Below are 14,885 nucleotides of genomic sequence, written 5' to 3'. Positions count from 1 at the left end.
GCGCTCCGCCGCTGATCATCCTTTCTCATTTAGCGGCCATTTGGTCCATGTTGAATGAGAATAAGCAACCGTTTCCTCTAAATGAGTCACGATCGGCTCCCACATTGACGAAAAGACACGCTTTTCAAACATTTCTGCGTATGGCTACTGATTTTAATAGGTTTGTAAAGAGAAGCCAAGCGTGTTTTGAGCCATTGATAACAATCGCTAGATCTTTCCTGCACAAGTATATGTGACACTCCTTGCTTGAGGAGCTGGCTCACTTAACGATCATCGCATATGCCCAATCAAAAGCATACACTTTTATTTTGCCCCCATCATGATAAGAACATACAAGCAAAGAACGTTCAGCGAAGAAGTATTCGATCATCAAAGTGTTTTTTCAAATCAAGCGGAAAGACAAAGCTGCTGAGCCAATGTGACATCATACAGAGATGGAAGCATCGGGAGATCATCGGCACCTGATCAGAGATCTGCCGTTTCATGCTGTGCGGTCTACTGAAAAACGGAATCCGGTTATAGCAAGAGACAAAACCGAATCTCTATAAAATTCTAAAATATTCCATATAAAAGCCATGTCCGTCTTTATTTTACTCTTTTCCCTTTCTGAAGTAAACTCACCTGCCTAATCCCAAAGAATCGTTCCATTATCAACCAGGCAAAACCCCATATTTCGCATCTCAAGTTACCTCTCTATGCCGTGGTGCTAGTATCTCCCTCGCAAATGAAGAAGTAGGAGACTTCTTGATAGGTATGTTAAAACAATCTCAAATGATATTCAATGATCCTGTTTCATAAGTAAAAAAGGACTGATTCAATTGAACCATTCATACAGAAACCTTGCCATGTCATCCTCCCTTCATAAAAAATGCACAACTTGCTGAAAGGGCTATCCAGACAAGTTGTGCATGTTGATGCTGCTTTTTTAAATTTTAGATTTTAGAAATTAACATAACTTAGTGGGTTCACAGCATTGGATTTCGCTGCATTCCACGGACCGCGGTGCAATTCGAAATGAAGATGCGCTCCTTCTGACCAGCCTGTGTTCCCCATATACCCGATGATTTGGCCCTTTTTGACCGTTTGTCCTTCATGAGCCAAACGGGATTCTAAGTGAGCGTATACGGTCGTATACACTTGTCCATTAATGACATGCGTAATAAATACAACGTTTCCGTAGCTTTGTGAATAATAGGAACGAAATACATATCCGTCTGCTGCTGCCACAACAGGCACTTCAGCCGCGCGCTTGCCAATATCGACACCAGCATGAAACTCGCCGCCGCGTCTGCCAAAGCCGGACGTAACTGGGCCATTGGCCGGTCTCATAAACGCTCCGCTTGTCACAGCCGGCACCCCTGCGCTTCCTCCGCCCGAAACATAGGACGAGCCTGAAGAACTAGATGTTTGTGATGCCGTTGATTTTGCTTTTGCGGCTTGTTGCTGCTGTTGGATCAACAGCTGCTGAAGCTGTGCCTTCATCGCTGCTTCTTGCTTTTTCAGCACCTCTTGTTCTTCCGCTAGCGCCAATTTTTTCTCGTGAACATCTTGCTCTTGTTTCTCAAGCTGTGCCATCAATTGGTCTTTCTCCTTAATTTGTTGGCTCAGCTGTTGTTTGAGCTGCTGAAGTTTCTGCAAATCACTTTGCAGCGACGCAAGCTTAGTCGTCAACTCATTTTCTTTGCCTTCCTTCAGCTTTTTATCCGCTTCCTGCTCTGCGATAATTTGCTTGTCCGCTTCAAAGATGGTTGTTACCGCGCTAATGCGATCGATAAAATCGCCAAAGCTTTGCGCCCCTAGCAGCACATCAAGATAGCTGACCAATCCGCCGCTTTGCTGTAAAGAACGGACTCGTTCCTTTAACAGCTCATTCCGCTTTTCGATACGCTCTTTCACCTCTGCGATTTCCCGCTGCAAAACTTGAATATCTTGTTTCGTATCTTCAATCGTGGCAGATAGATCGCGAATTTTTCCGCTTGTTTCTGATACGGCCATATCAAGCTTTTTGATTTCTGCCGCCAGTTTCTCCTGCTGGGATTGCAAGCGAGTAATATCCTGATCGGCTTGGCTCATCTGGTTTTGAATCGACGATTGCTTTGATTGAATGTTGTTAATTGCATTGCGCTTTTGTTGAATCTCCTGATTGCTTACCGCACCGACTAAGTACGGAGAAAAACTGGATGCGCCAATGACGGCCGCTGCTGCTAATGAAAGCACCTTTTGCTTCACGACTTCGTTCCCCTTTCTCCTCTATGATCTACTAAACTTTTAAAAATCTGCGCACAGACATCATGCTTCCCCACACGCCAATACATCCGCCCAGCATGAGCAAAACAATGCTAATCTTCCACATAAATGGATGAAACGGAAGGAGCTGCAAAAACGGAACCGTTAGTTTCGGATTGGCAAACTCATAAATGTTATAGTAAACAAGCGAAATCAACACGATCGGAATAATCGCTCCCATTACACCGAGCCATAGCCCTTCAAGGAAAAATGGCCAGCGAATAAATCCGTTCGTGGCTCCTACTAATCTCATAATCTCAATTTCACGGCGACGCGCAAAAATGGTAATTTTAATCGTATTGGAGATTAAAAACATCGCCGTAAAGAGCAACCCAATAATTAAACCTAAGCCAATATTCCTTGCAATGCCAAGAGTTTTAAACAATTTCTCCACTTGACCTTGCCCGTACTTCACTTTATGTACAGACTTAAACGTTTCAATTTTCTTTGCTGCTTTCACCGTATCTTCCGGTTGTTTCGCCTTCACGACATAAACATCGCTCAGCGGGTTATCTTGTTCAAACAAACGGAACGACGAGCCCTCCTCACCAAAGCTCTTAATAAGATTTTTCAACTCCTGCTCTTTGGAGGAATACTCCACCTCTTTTACCTCTGGAACCGCCTCAATTTGCGCCTTTAACGCCTGCTTATCTTGCTCTGTCGCCGTCAAATCGATATAGACGCGAATCTCGACATCATTTTCAATCTTGCTGGCAAAATGGTTCATGTTAAACATGATGACAAGAAACACGCCAACAAGCAAAAGCGTAACCGTGACGGCACTAATGGAGGCAAACGTCATCCAGCCGTTGCGTCCGATGCTTTTAAAGCTTTCCCGCATGTGACGCCGAAGGGTATTAAACCTCATAGCCATACTCTCCCCTCGCCTCATCGCGGACAATTTTTCCACTTTCAATCGCAATGACACGCTTTTTAATCGTATTGACAATTTCACGGTTATGCGTAGCCATCACAATCGTCGTGCCACGATCATTAATCGTCTCGAAAATCTCCATAATTCCCCAAGAATTGTCAGGATCCAAATTTCCTGTCGGCTCGTCCGCAATCACAATCTTTGGCGAATTGACAATCGAACGCGCAATGGACACGCGCTGCTGCTCGCCGCCAGAAAGCTCATCGGGATAAAACCGCGCTTTATGCTTTAAGCCGACCAAATCCAATACTTCCATTACTTTCTTTTTAATCAGTCTCGGCGATTCTTCAATTACTTCCAAAGCAAACGCTACATTCTCATATACCGTTAGCTTAGGGAGCAATTTAAAGTCCTGGAATACCACGCCAATATTCCGCCGCAAAATCGGCACTTTGTTGTCCTTCAAATGAGCAAGGTTGACGCCGTTAATCATAATCGAACCGCTTGTCGGCTTTTCCTCGCGGTACATCATTTTAATAAATGTCGACTTTCCAGCACCGCTCGGACCAACGACATAAACAAACTCCCCCTGCTTAATGCGGACATTAATTCCATTTAGCGCAATGACGCCGTTTGGATAGGTCTTATATACATCTTTCATTTCAATCATTTTAATCACCTTATTTTTATAGAGTCATCGCCCATGATGCCACTATTCGAGCGGTCTCGCGCTATTTATACAAAATTCCACAAAACCTATTATAACACGACCCTCTTCCTTTTTTGTTTACATTTATGTTTCAAAACCGTGACGTTTAAAACAAAAAGCAATCCGGCAGGCCTGCCGGATTGCTTTTCTTTTTATTTTTTGGATGCGAGCCATTCGGCCACTTTGTCGGCGTCGTCCCCTTGAATAATGCCGCCAGGCATGCCGCCTTGACCTTTTTCGATAATTTGCTTAATTTCGTCTTGGGAATATTTACTCCCCACTTTTTGTAAATTAGGCCCCACTGCTCCTTCTAAGTTAGCGCCATGACAGCTTGCACAGTTTTGTTTAAAAATCTCCTCTGCGGCTGACGCGGTGGATCCTTGGTTCTGTGTATCTTTGTTATCTGTTGCTTCGTTTCCCCCGCCACAAGCAGCTAACATGAACGACATGCCCAGCAATAAGACGGTTAATTTCTTTTTCATTGACGAACTCCCCCTCTAACAAATTGCAGACAGCCTTATTATAACCGATTTTCCAGCCGCTTACGCACGTTTGAATCCTTCGCCAAGCACCTCGGTCGCGTCCATAATGACGACAAACGCCGATGGATCAATGGTTTTCACTAATTGTTTCAATTTCGTGAATTCTGTTTGTTCAACAACGCACATAAGAATAGGGCGCTCATGCTCTGTATATCCGCCGTACCCGGACATTTTCGTCACTCCGCGGTTAATTTTATGTAGAATAGCCGCCCGCACTTCCTCTTCTTTATTCGTGATAATCATCGCCATTTTGGAATAGCCAAAGCCGATTTGGACGATATCAATCGTTTTGCTTGTAACAAATAAACCAATCAGTGCATATAACGCGCGTTCAATATCAAAGACAATGGCGGCTGTCAACACAATCAAGCCGTCGATCAGAATGACGCATGTACCGAGGGAAAGACCTGTAAATTTATGAATAATTTGCGCGGCTAAATCGGTTCCACCTGTCGACGCTTTGCCACGAAACACCAATCCCAAACCGACACCGACACCAATGCCTCCGAATAAAGAGCCAAGCAACGGATCGTGAGTGGCCGGTTCGACATCTTTCGTCAAATAGACAACGAGCGGCAAAAAGACCGTTCCCACGAGCGTTTTCACGCCAAATTGCCGTCCTAAAAACACAACCCCGGCAATAAATAGCGGGATATTAAACGCCCATTGCACATAAGCAGGCTGCCAGCCAAACGTCGCATGCAAAATGGTGCTAATGCCGCTGACACCTCCAGAAGCCACGCGATTTGGCAGCAAAAACAGATTAAACGCGATCGCAACGATCGCTGAACCGATAAGAATGTATACATATTCACCGATCATGGCAACAGCAGGATGCAATCGTTGACCGATTCGTTTTGCTTGTTTCATCATCTTCAAAACCCCCCATGAGAGTATAGCACGCCTATTTTCGTTCGTAAATGACAGCCCAATAACGCAATAAAGGATTAAAGAATATCTTCGCATCCGCTTCCTTATAGTTTGCGCAATAAAAGCCAATCTATCGAAAATACGGCTTGAAGATGAAGCAATCGGCCACAGAAAGAAAGGTTCGCGATTTCTCCAACTGAAGAGCAGTCAGTCGTCGTTGTCAATCGTAAGCAACCGCGATCTGGTCCGCTATCCAAATCCAAGCGCAAAAAGGCTTGAAGAAGGATGGTCTCTCCTCTTCAAGCCTCGTTTTTATTTCAGCTTGGCACGCAAGTATGCGTCAATAAACGCATCAATTTCGCCGTCCATCACCGCTTGTACGTTTCCTACCTCTGTATTCGTACGGTGGTCTTTCACAAGCGAATAAGGATGGAACACATAGGAACGAATTTGGCTGCCCCAGCCGATTTCTTTTTGCTCGCCGCGAATTTCCGCCAGCTCCGCCTGCTGCTCCTCTAATTTCTTTTGATATAGCTTCGCTTTGAGCATATTCATCGCTTTTTCGCGGTTTTTAATTTGCGAACGCTCGGATTGGCACGTCACCACAAGCCCTGTCGGAATGTGGGTGATGCGCACGGCCGAGTCGGTCGTATTGACATGCTGGCCGCCGGCGCCGCTTGAACGGTACGTGTCGACCTTAATGTCTTCCGAACGAATCTCAATTTCAATATCGTCGTTAAACTCCGGCATCACTTCGCAGGACACAAACGATGTGTGGCGGCGGCCCGAAGCATCAAATGGGGAAATGCGCACTAAACGGTGCACGCCTTTTTCCGCCTTTAAATAGCCGTAAGCGTTATGTCCTTTAATTAACAGAGTGACGCTTTTAATTCCGGCTTCCTCGCCAGGTAAATAATCCAGCGTTTCTACTTTAAAACCTTTTTTCTCTGCCCATCTTGTATACATGCGAAGCAGCATGGAGCCCCAGTCTTGCGACTCCGTTCCGCCCGCGCCCGGATGAAGCTCCAAAATGGCATTGTTTTTATCATACGGCTCATTCAGCAACAGCTGCAGCTCAAATTCGCTAAAATCCTTTGTCAGCTTTTTCGCTTCGGCAACAAGCTCCTGCTGCAAATCTTCATCCGGCTCTTCTTTGACAAGCTCATAGGTCAGCTCTAAATTTTCAAACCGCTCTTCTAGTTGATGAAAGGCGCCGACGAGATCCTTCAGTGCATTCGCCTCGCTAATCACCGTCTGCGCTTCCTTTTGATCATCCCAGAAATTGGGCGCAGCCATTTGCTCCTCCAGTTCGCGAATGCGCGCCTCCTTCACATCAAGGTCAAAGAGACCCCCTAATATCCGCTAATCGCTTAGCCATTTTCTCCAAGTCTTGCTTTACTTCCACTAAATCAATCATCGCTGTTCACCTCATTACTAGTTTACTCCCTATATTTCCTATCTGTTACAGGGCAAAATCAAAGCGAGAGGCTGCCCCCCTCACTTTGATTTACGCGTTTTTCCCGCAGCAGTTTTTATATTTCTTGCCGCTGCCGCAAATGCACGGATCATTGCGGCCAATGTCCACCGCTTTGCGAACCGGCTTGCGCTTCACTTCCCCTTCATCTTCTTTTGGATGAACGGCTTCTCCCTTCGCCACTTCTTGGCGCTCAAGGTTGCTGTGGATTTCCGCTTTCATGATATATTTTGCCACTTCTTCTTCAATGGAAGCAATCATGGCGTCAAACATCGCATAGCCTTCCATTTGATATTCGCGAAGCGGATCGATTTGTCCATATGCCCGCAGATGAATGCCTTGTCGCAATTGCTCCATCGCATCAATATGATCCATCCACTTCATATCGACCGCGCGAAGCACGATCACGCGCTCAAATTCGCGCATTTGCTCCGGATCGATTTGCTGTTCTTTTTCATCATAGCGCGCTTTGACCTTTTGCCAAATCACTTCGATCATTTCTTCCGGTTCTTTGCCGCGCAAATCGCTGACGGCCACATCTCCCTCTGGAAGCAGGTTGGCATGGACGTAATCCAGAATGCCTTTCAAATCCCAATCTTCCGGAAGCTCTTCACTTGGCGCATGCGTCGTCACCACTCGTTCGATGACCGATTGGATCATCTTTTCAACAATGCTACGCAGATTTTCGGAATCCAGCACCTCAAAGCGCTGGCGGTAAATAATTTCCCGCTGCTCGCGCAATACATCATCATATTGCAACAGCTGCTTCCGCGCGTCAAAGTTATTGCCCTCCACGCGTTTCTGCGCCGACTCAACCGCTCTTGTCACCATTTTGCTTTGAATCGGCTGGGAATCGTCCATGCCGAAGCGATCCATCATCGCCATTAAATTTTCCGAGCCGAAGCGGCGCATCAACTCGTCTTCCAATGACAAGTAAAATTGCGATACTCCAGGATCTCCTTGACGTCCTGAACGTCCGCGCAGCTGGTTATCAATCCGGCGGCTTTCGTGCCGTTCCGTACCGATGACCGCCAATCCGCCAAGATCGGTCACCCCTTCGCCAAGCTTAATGTCCGTTCCGCGCCCTGCCATGTTTGTGGCGATCGTCACCGCGCCTTTTTGTCCAGCTTGCGCAATAATCTCCGCCTCTTTTGCATGGTTTTTCGCGTTCAGCACATTATGCGGAATGCCTCGTTTCTTCAGCATGCTTGAAATCAGCTCAGAGGTCTCGATCGCAACCGTACCGACAAGCACCGGCTGCCCCTTCGCATGGCGCTCGGCAATATCCTCGACGACCGCGCGGAATTTGCCTTCCATCGTTTTATAAATTAAATCCGGGCGATCTTCGCGAATGACCGGTTTATTGGTTGGAATGACAACCACCTGCATATTGTAAATGTTGCGGAATTCTTCTTCCTCTGTCTTCGCTGTTCCTGTCATTCCCGCTAATTTTTCATACATGCGGAAATAGTTTTGGAACGTAATCGTCGCCAACGTCATCGATTCGTTTTGAATCTCCAGACCTTCCTTCGCTTCGATCGCTTGATGCAAGCCATCGCTATAACGCCGGCCTCTCATTAAACGACCTGTGAACGGATCAACGATGACGACCTTTCCTTCTTCCACGACATAATCGACATCGCGCTGCATCGTCACATGCGCTTTTAACGCCTGATTAATGTGATGGTTCAGCGTCACATGCTTTAAGTCAAATAAGTTATCGATGCCAAACGCGCGCTCCGCTTTCGTAATCCCTTCTTCTGTCAGCTGCACGCTTTTTGTTTTTTCATCATACGTGTAGTCCGTATCCCGCTTGAGCGTACGAACAAACGCGTTCGCCTGAATATACAGCTTCGTCGACTTTTGCGCGGTACCAGAGATAATAAGCGGCGTTCGCGCCTCATCGATTAAAATCGAGTCGACCTCGTCAATCACGGCAAAATGAAGCGGACGCTGCACCATATGCTCCTTGTAGAGCACCATGTTATCGCGCAAATAATCAAAGCCGAATTCATTGTTCGTTCCATACGTAATATCCGCTTGGTACGCGGCCTGCTTCTCCTCGCGTGACAAGCCTGTCAAATTCAAACCGACCGTTAAGCCTAAAAACTCATACAGGCGACCCATTTCCGTCGCGTCGCGGCTGGCCAAATATTCGTTGACCGTCACGACATGAACGCCTTTTCCTGTCAACGCGTTCAAATAGACCGGCATCGTGGCCGTCAGCGTTTTCCCTTCCCCTGTTTTCATCTCAGCGATATTGCCTTCATGAAGCACAACACCGCCCATAATTTGCACTTTATATGGATAAAGCCCAAGGACGCGCTTCGCTCCCTCGCGCACAACCGCAAAAGCTTCGACCAACAAATCATCAAGCGACTCGCCTTGCTGGTAGCGCGCTTTAAACTGCTCCGTTTTTTGGCGCAGCTCTTCATCAGAAAGCTTGGCCATATCGGCACTGAGCGCATCCACCTGCTCTGCAATTTTTTCCAAGCGTTGAATCTGGCGTTTATTTGAATCAAACACCTTTTTTAATACTCCTAGCATATATAACGCCCCTTATTCAGATAGAATCACTAATTTACATGATATCATTTACAGGAATAGGTGACAACTCAAACGCGGGGATCGATGGAGAAGAGAGGAGGGAAAAAAGAAAAGCCAGCCTTCTAGCTGGAACCGCTCGTTACGTTTGCGATTGGATTTGTTCAATCGCTCCTTCGACATGCAACAGCCGTTTGTTGAGCGCATAGATTTCAAACCCTTTTTCCTCGATTTTCTTATGGATGTTTTTCAACAGCGCATACACATCGTCAGCGACTTGAGGTTCTTGGGGGAACACCGCTTCTTTTACCTTGCCTATCTTCCCTTCGACCTGCTCGAGCCGTTGTTTCACCTCAACCATGTCGCTTTCAAGGTGACCGAGGCGCTCTTTCACTTCTGCCATCTCACTCTCCAGATGGTCTAAACGAGCTTCCAGATTGGTGAAGCGTTCATTGATTTGAGAGAAGCGTTCGTCGATTTGGACAAACCGCTCATCCATTTGCGCAAAACGCTTGTCCACTTGATCCAATCGCTGGCGAACTTCTTCTTGAAATTGTTCCGCATTCGTTTCCATCTTATCCAATTTAAGCAAAATTTGCTTTAACATCTCTTCCATCTTTTACTCACCTCCTTTCTCCTAATACATTATAACATCCCCCGCCTTCAAAAGGCAGGGGATGAAGATTAATTCGCTTCAATTAAACCGTATCTTCCGTCTTTGCGGCGGTAGACAATGTTGGTGCGGTTCGTCTCCGCGTTGGTAAAGACGAAAAAGCTATGGCCGAGCATATTCATTTGCAAAATCGCTTCCTCGCTGTCCATCGGCTTCAAGCTAAACCGTTTGGTGCGCACGAGCTCAAAATCCCATTCCTCTTCCTCTGCTGGTTCAGTTGCCACCGGAACATCGTTGCCGGCAAATACATGCTTCGCTTCTTTTTCGCGCCATTTTCGGTTCACTTTCGTCTTGTGCTTCCGAATCTGCCGCTCCAATTTGTCTGTCACCAAATCAAGCGCCGCATACATATCCTCATGCCGCTCCTCTGCGCGCAGCACCAGTTGCGGCATCGGGATCGTCACCTCTACTTTCGCTTGTTTATCGTTATATACTTTTAAGTTCACATTGACTATCACTTCTTCCGTTGCGTCAAAATAGCGTTCCAATTTGCCGAGCTTTTTCTCAGCGTAGTCTTTTAAGGCTTGCGTAACTTCCAGATTCTCACCGCGAATGTTGTACTTCATATGTGCAAAAGCCTCCTTTAATAAAGGGTTATGTGTATAGTTCTACAATCCCCTACAAAATCCTTCTTCAAACGTCGAATATTTTTTGAAAATTTTGTGAAAAATCAAATGGATATTATGGTAATATTTACTCTTATTCTCGCCCCTTTATGCCAGCCTTGTTTGAAATCAAGCGAACTCTGATTCCATGCAAATAAAAAACCGCCCTCCACTCAGCTAGAGAACGGTTTAGTACAGATGGATTCATCTTTTCTGCGGCCTGCTTGCCAAAAGGCATGCTGACATTACAGAACGGTGCTTCCGCACTGATCGCTTTCGCCACTGCTCCTTCGATGGTTTCACGTAGCAAAAGCATCAATTATTGCTCCACATATGGGCGCAAATGCGTCAGCATGCTGGCTTTCCACGCTTCAAACGCAGGAGCTAAGCGCGTCTCGACAAGCTGCTGCTTCACATTGGCATCCTGCAGCTTTCCATCCAGCTTCCATGCCTCGTCCTCAACGGCGGAAAACCGGCGGATCTCCGCCATGATGGCGGCATTCTCCGCAAAAAAGCGGGAGAGCAGCCGCTCGTTGACATCATGAATGCGGCCAAGCGCGGTAAAAAGATCGGCTAGCACCGCGTCGCCTTGTGTGCGTTCGTAATGGTGAGAGAAATCCCAAAATAATACAATAAATGTAAATTTAGTTAAATTTTATTTTCTTTTATCGTAAAAACGTCCATCATATGTTTCAACATGAGAAAAGGGTCTATTATACGCATTCTGCAAACGCTTCTGTCCATTCCATCTCTTTAAATCATTTTTTATTTGTTCGTATAAATGATGAATTTTTTTCTGAATATCTTGTTCCATTTGTAAAATTTCCATTATTTGTGGACGCTTTTTCAGCTTCGCATCAGTTTGTCCCTTCAATCTAACAATGATTTCTTCTCTTTCATTTAACAATTCCACTACTTTATCCACTTGCTGGTCACGATCACTATTTGGATTTTCAAGAACAGCCAGCAATTTTTTAGAGCATGACATAAGCTGTTCTACTAAATCCATTAGGCTTGATCTCCTTTAAATTGCTTTTGACGATTTAATCGAATAACTTCCTTCCATACATCACGGAATTCTGTCATAAATCCTTCTACTTCTTCCACAATGGCAATATTATTTGTAACGTTTGCTTCAACCAAGCGACGATTCATATATTCATACATGGCCATCATCTGATGAGCCACCTCATATTTCTGATCCAGTGTTACCATAAGCTCCTGAATAATTCTTTGCGCCTTTTGTAAATTGATATTTCTCTCCTGAATATTGTTCTCTTTGATTGCTTGTTTCCCTTTGTTTAAAAACTTCAAACAACCATTGTAAAGCATCAATGTTAATTCACCTGGCGAAGCAGTACTTACACTATTTTGCTGATATATCTGGTGGAGTTGTTGGTTAACCACGTACTAGCACCCTCTTTATTATTTAATTTCCTCCAAATTGTCCCATCAAAAACGCCGATTGTTGATTTGCTTTTTGCACAGCCTGCTCCATAGCAGTAAATTGCTTCCAATATCTAGCTTCAATATCTTCTAAACGCCGCTGAAAATCAGAAATTCGATTTTCAACATCCTTCAATTGTACACCTATTGAATATTGATTTTCAGTCAAAGTAGGTTTCCCAGCTTTTTTCTCAATATTTTGCGTCATTCCTTTTATAGAATCACGAAGACGCTGGACAATGCCTCGTGTATCGGAAACCACTTGACCACTTGCATCTTTTGTCACTTGACCACTTTGTGTCAATATTTTCACAACTTTATCTGGATCATTTTCTAATGCTGCTCTTAGTTTATCACGATCTATAACAAGTTGACCGCCATTTGTAATTTCATTTGTAGTTGTAATCCCCAATTCAGAAATCGTGTCAATCACATTCGTGCCAATACCATCAACCTTGCTATACAAATCACGTCTCATTTGCGATAATCCATTAGAAATAATCGAATCATTACGCAGTAATCCACTCTTTGCTTTTTCTTCCCATAACTCAATTTGTTTTTCGGTCATATCTTTTTTCTGTTCGTCTGTAAGCGGCGGATAATCCCGGTAACGCTTTTCACGGATTTTATCGTTTAGGGAACTAATCAGTTCGTTATATTTATTTACAAAATCCTCTATCTTTGCGATCATTCCATCAACATCTGTTTGTGATGTAATGATAACCGGTGTCGTCGTCTCTGATTTCAATGTATATTGGATTCCATTGATGGTAAACGTGTTTGTTTGCCTTTCCATTTCTAATCCATTTAGAGTAAACTTAGCATTTTGACCGCCATTCGCTAGTGCCGTAACATCAGGGGTGCCATCTTGATCGTTGCCTGTACCAAATCCAAAAATAGTGGAGAAAATATCATCTCCAATGGCTGATTTTACATAAACTTCCGCTTTATCGATAGTGGTCGTATCAACGGTTCCTGTTGTTCGAGTAGAGATGCCCAATTTTCCTGAGCCATCGTCAAAAATAGCATTAATATTTAACCCAGACTGATTTAGTTTTTTAGCTACATCTGCAAATGTATCAGTCGGCTTAAACGTGACCGCTTCTTCTCTATACGTTCCATCAGCTTGGAGGGCAGCAATCGTAATCGTAGTATCAGCAGTTAGACCTTTTTCCCCTAGAGTTGTATTAGATTTCGCACCTGCAACTGCTTGGGACACACCTGAAGCAGCTTTAGCAAGTCTAGAGACGCTTATCGTATTCGTTGCATCATAGGCTGAACCTGACGCTTTTACAGCTACCGCCTGTTCATTAGAAGATGTGGTACTTTTTTGATAAACGCTACTTACCAAACCAAAGTTATTAAATAAATACGTATCGAAGTCAGCTAACTTTTTATTCACATCACGATAGGCATCACGTTGCCATTCGAAGGTTTGTTTTTGCTGATATAATTTATCAAGAGGGATTCTTTCCGCTTTCATTAAATCTCCTACAAGCTGATCAATATCCATGCCGCTGGCTAATCCGCCAATTCTCATGGTTGACATTTCTATCGTCTCCTTTTAAATTTTCTCATCAATAACCATTCCCAAAAACTTCTTCATCGTATAAAAAGCGTCGAGCAATTTCTTAGGAGGAATTTCTTTGACAACTTCTTTCGTTTCAGAATTAATGATTTGCACATAATATTCCTTAAGTTCATCATGCAAAACAAATTTAATAGAACGATTGTGATCTCCTAAAAATTCATTTAGTTTTCCCGCAATTTCTTCTAACCTTTCTTTTGATATTCTCGTATCCTCGTCCTGTCCTGCTGGTTCTATCATCACTTTTTCCATCGTCAAAGACTCGCTTTCATTAGAAGACTTTAATATCGAAATGTCTCTGACTGACGATGAATTTATGATTTTCATTCCTATTTCCTCCTAGATCACTTTCTTTACTTTTTATATCGGTGACATTAAGAATCTTTAAAGAGATGTATTTAGTTTTGTTAAAAAAATGTCGATATAAAAAATGTACAAGTAAAGGGGGGAGGTGAGTATATGCAAATACAAAATCATTCCATGATTGCTTTTTCCATTCATCGTTATCAAAGCAATATCACAAGCCTTTCTAAAACTTTAGACAAACTGGCCTCCGGATTAGGTATTCAGCAATCGAGCGATAACGCTGCAGGATTAAGCATTTCCGAAACACTAAGGGCACAAATTAGGGGATTATCACAATCACAACGAAATATGCAAGATGGGCTTTCCGTTCTAAAATCTGCCGAAGAAGGATTGATGAATGTTAGCCATCTTTTGCAAAGAATTCGGGAACTGGCTGTACAAAATGCTAGTGATACGCTAAATGCAGATGACCATAATGCAAGCCAGCAGGAATTAGAGCAGTTGTTGCAAGCAATCGATGATACGGCTAGCAAACTTGAATTTAATACCCAAAAAATCCTTGGCGAAAATCGGCCACTCATTCTACAAGTTGGAGCAAACCCGGGACAAATCATCTCAGTCGACATGGTGAAGATGGATACAGAAAGTCTTGGAATTAATGGAGCTAATTTACTAACAAGAGCGGATGCTGAACAGCTTATTACCAAAGTGGACAAAGCATTGAAAAACTTAACTTTCCATTTAACTAATATCGGTTCCGACTATGAAGCCATTGAACATCATTTAAACAATGCCATGTTAAAAGAAGTGAACCTAACTACATCGGAATCTCTGCTCAGAGACACTAATGTTGCTCGTGAAATGATGAACTACATAAGCGGATCCATCCGGCAGCAAGGTGATTATTTGCTCATTTCTCATGTCAATCGTAATACGGAGGAGATATTAAAGCTATTATATTAACAAAT

Annotated in this window: 16 protein-coding genes; 1 reads left to right on the top strand and 15 read right to left on the bottom strand. The window is 44.1% G+C overall.

The genetic code is table 11. The features are described from left to right. Positions 1-939: 939 nt before the first annotated feature. The 15 genes from GFC28_RS14730 to flaG form a co-directional block, all read right to left on the bottom strand. Entirely contained in the window at positions 940-2,229 is a 1,290-nt protein-coding gene (locus GFC28_RS14730; protein ID WP_044746261.1) for a murein hydrolase activator EnvC family protein, read from the bottom strand. A 31-nt stretch (positions 2,230-2,260) separates the two neighbouring features. After that, positions 2,261-3,154, bottom strand: a complete 894-nt coding sequence (ftsX, locus tag GFC28_RS14725; RefSeq protein ID WP_044746262.1) for a permease-like cell division protein FtsX — start codon at positions 3,152-3,154, stop codon at positions 2,261-2,263. Further along, a complete protein-coding gene (ftsE, locus tag GFC28_RS14720) occupies positions 3,144-3,830 on the bottom strand; it encodes a cell division ATP-binding protein FtsE (protein WP_044746263.1) in 687 nt (228 codons plus the stop codon). Before ftsE ends, ftsX begins: the two co-directional genes overlap by 11 nt. 191 nt (positions 3,831-4,021) lie before the next feature. Further along, positions 4,022-4,351 (bottom strand): cytochrome c551, encoded by a 330-nt coding sequence (gene cccB / locus GFC28_RS14715; RefSeq protein WP_044746264.1) that lies wholly within the window; start codon positions 4,349-4,351, stop codon positions 4,022-4,024. A 60-nt stretch (positions 4,352-4,411) separates the two neighbouring features. Beyond that, a complete protein-coding gene (locus tag GFC28_RS14710) occupies positions 4,412-5,281 on the bottom strand; it encodes a YitT family protein (protein WP_044746299.1) in 870 nt (289 codons plus the stop codon). Positions 5,282-5,593: 312 nt separating this feature from the next. Beyond that, positions 5,594-6,698 (bottom strand): peptide chain release factor 2 gene (gene prfB, locus GFC28_RS14705; RefSeq protein ID WP_369815562.1). Its coding sequence is split into 2 segments (ribosomal slippage): positions 5,594-6,622 and positions 6,624-6,698, totalling 1,104 coding nucleotides; the frame shifts between segments, so codons are not numbered across the junction. A gap of 90 nt (positions 6,699-6,788) precedes the next feature. Beyond that, positions 6,789-9,302, bottom strand: a complete 2,514-nt coding sequence (gene secA / locus GFC28_RS14700; RefSeq protein WP_044746265.1) for a preprotein translocase subunit SecA — start codon at positions 9,300-9,302, stop codon at positions 6,789-6,791. A 139-nt stretch (positions 9,303-9,441) separates the two neighbouring features. Continuing rightward, complete coding sequence (locus GFC28_RS14695; protein ID WP_044746266.1) at positions 9,442-9,915, bottom strand: hypothetical protein; 474 nt, start codon at positions 9,913-9,915, stop codon at positions 9,442-9,444. Positions 9,916-9,983: 68 nt separating this feature from the next. After that, complete coding sequence (hpf, locus tag GFC28_RS14690; RefSeq protein WP_044746267.1) at positions 9,984-10,538, bottom strand: ribosome hibernation-promoting factor, HPF/YfiA family; 555 nt, start codon at positions 10,536-10,538, stop codon at positions 9,984-9,986. Positions 10,539-10,671: 133 nt separating this feature from the next. Further along, on the bottom strand, positions 10,672-10,893 hold the full coding sequence (locus GFC28_RS14685) for a hypothetical protein (RefSeq protein ID WP_044746268.1): 222 nt from the start codon (positions 10,891-10,893) through the stop codon (positions 10,672-10,674). 3 nt (positions 10,894-10,896) lie between these two features. Beyond that, positions 10,897-11,157, bottom strand: a complete 261-nt coding sequence (locus GFC28_RS14680) for a DUF8042 domain-containing protein (protein WP_052661024.1) — start codon at positions 11,155-11,157, stop codon at positions 10,897-10,899. A 75-nt stretch (positions 11,158-11,232) separates the two neighbouring features. Next, positions 11,233-11,586 (bottom strand): flagellar protein FliT, encoded by a 354-nt coding sequence (locus GFC28_RS14675; protein ID WP_044746269.1) that lies wholly within the window; start codon positions 11,584-11,586, stop codon positions 11,233-11,235. Continuing rightward, a complete protein-coding gene (fliS, locus tag GFC28_RS14670; protein ID WP_044746270.1) occupies positions 11,586-11,984 on the bottom strand; it encodes a flagellar export chaperone FliS in 399 nt (132 codons plus the stop codon). The genes GFC28_RS14675 and fliS overlap by 1 nt, the downstream gene beginning before the upstream one ends. A 22-nt stretch (positions 11,985-12,006) precedes the next feature. Continuing rightward, the gene (locus GFC28_RS14665) at positions 12,007-13,572 is read right to left on the bottom strand and encodes a flagellar hook-associated protein 2 (RefSeq protein WP_044746271.1); all 1,566 of its coding nucleotides are present in this window, start codon (positions 13,570-13,572) and stop codon (positions 12,007-12,009) included. 15 nt (positions 13,573-13,587) lie between these two features. Beyond that, positions 13,588-13,938 carry a flagellar protein FlaG gene (flaG, locus tag GFC28_RS14660; RefSeq protein ID WP_044746272.1) on the bottom strand — a complete coding sequence of 117 codons (351 nt, stop codon included), beginning with the start codon at positions 13,936-13,938 and terminating at the stop codon, positions 13,588-13,590. Between the two features lie 132 nt (positions 13,939-14,070). Between flaG and GFC28_RS14655 the strand changes: the two genes are divergently transcribed. Beyond that, positions 14,071-14,880, top strand: a complete 810-nt coding sequence (locus tag GFC28_RS14655) for a flagellin N-terminal helical domain-containing protein (RefSeq protein WP_044746273.1) — start codon at positions 14,071-14,073, stop codon at positions 14,878-14,880. Positions 14,881-14,885 lie beyond the last annotated feature (5 nt).

Origin of the sequence: Anoxybacillus sp. B2M1 (genome assembly GCF_001634265.1) — a bacterium.
Lineage (GTDB): Bacteria > Bacillota > Bacilli > Bacillales > Anoxybacillaceae > Anoxybacteroides > Anoxybacteroides rupiense.
This window is presented reverse-complemented; position numbering and strand designations above follow the sequence as displayed.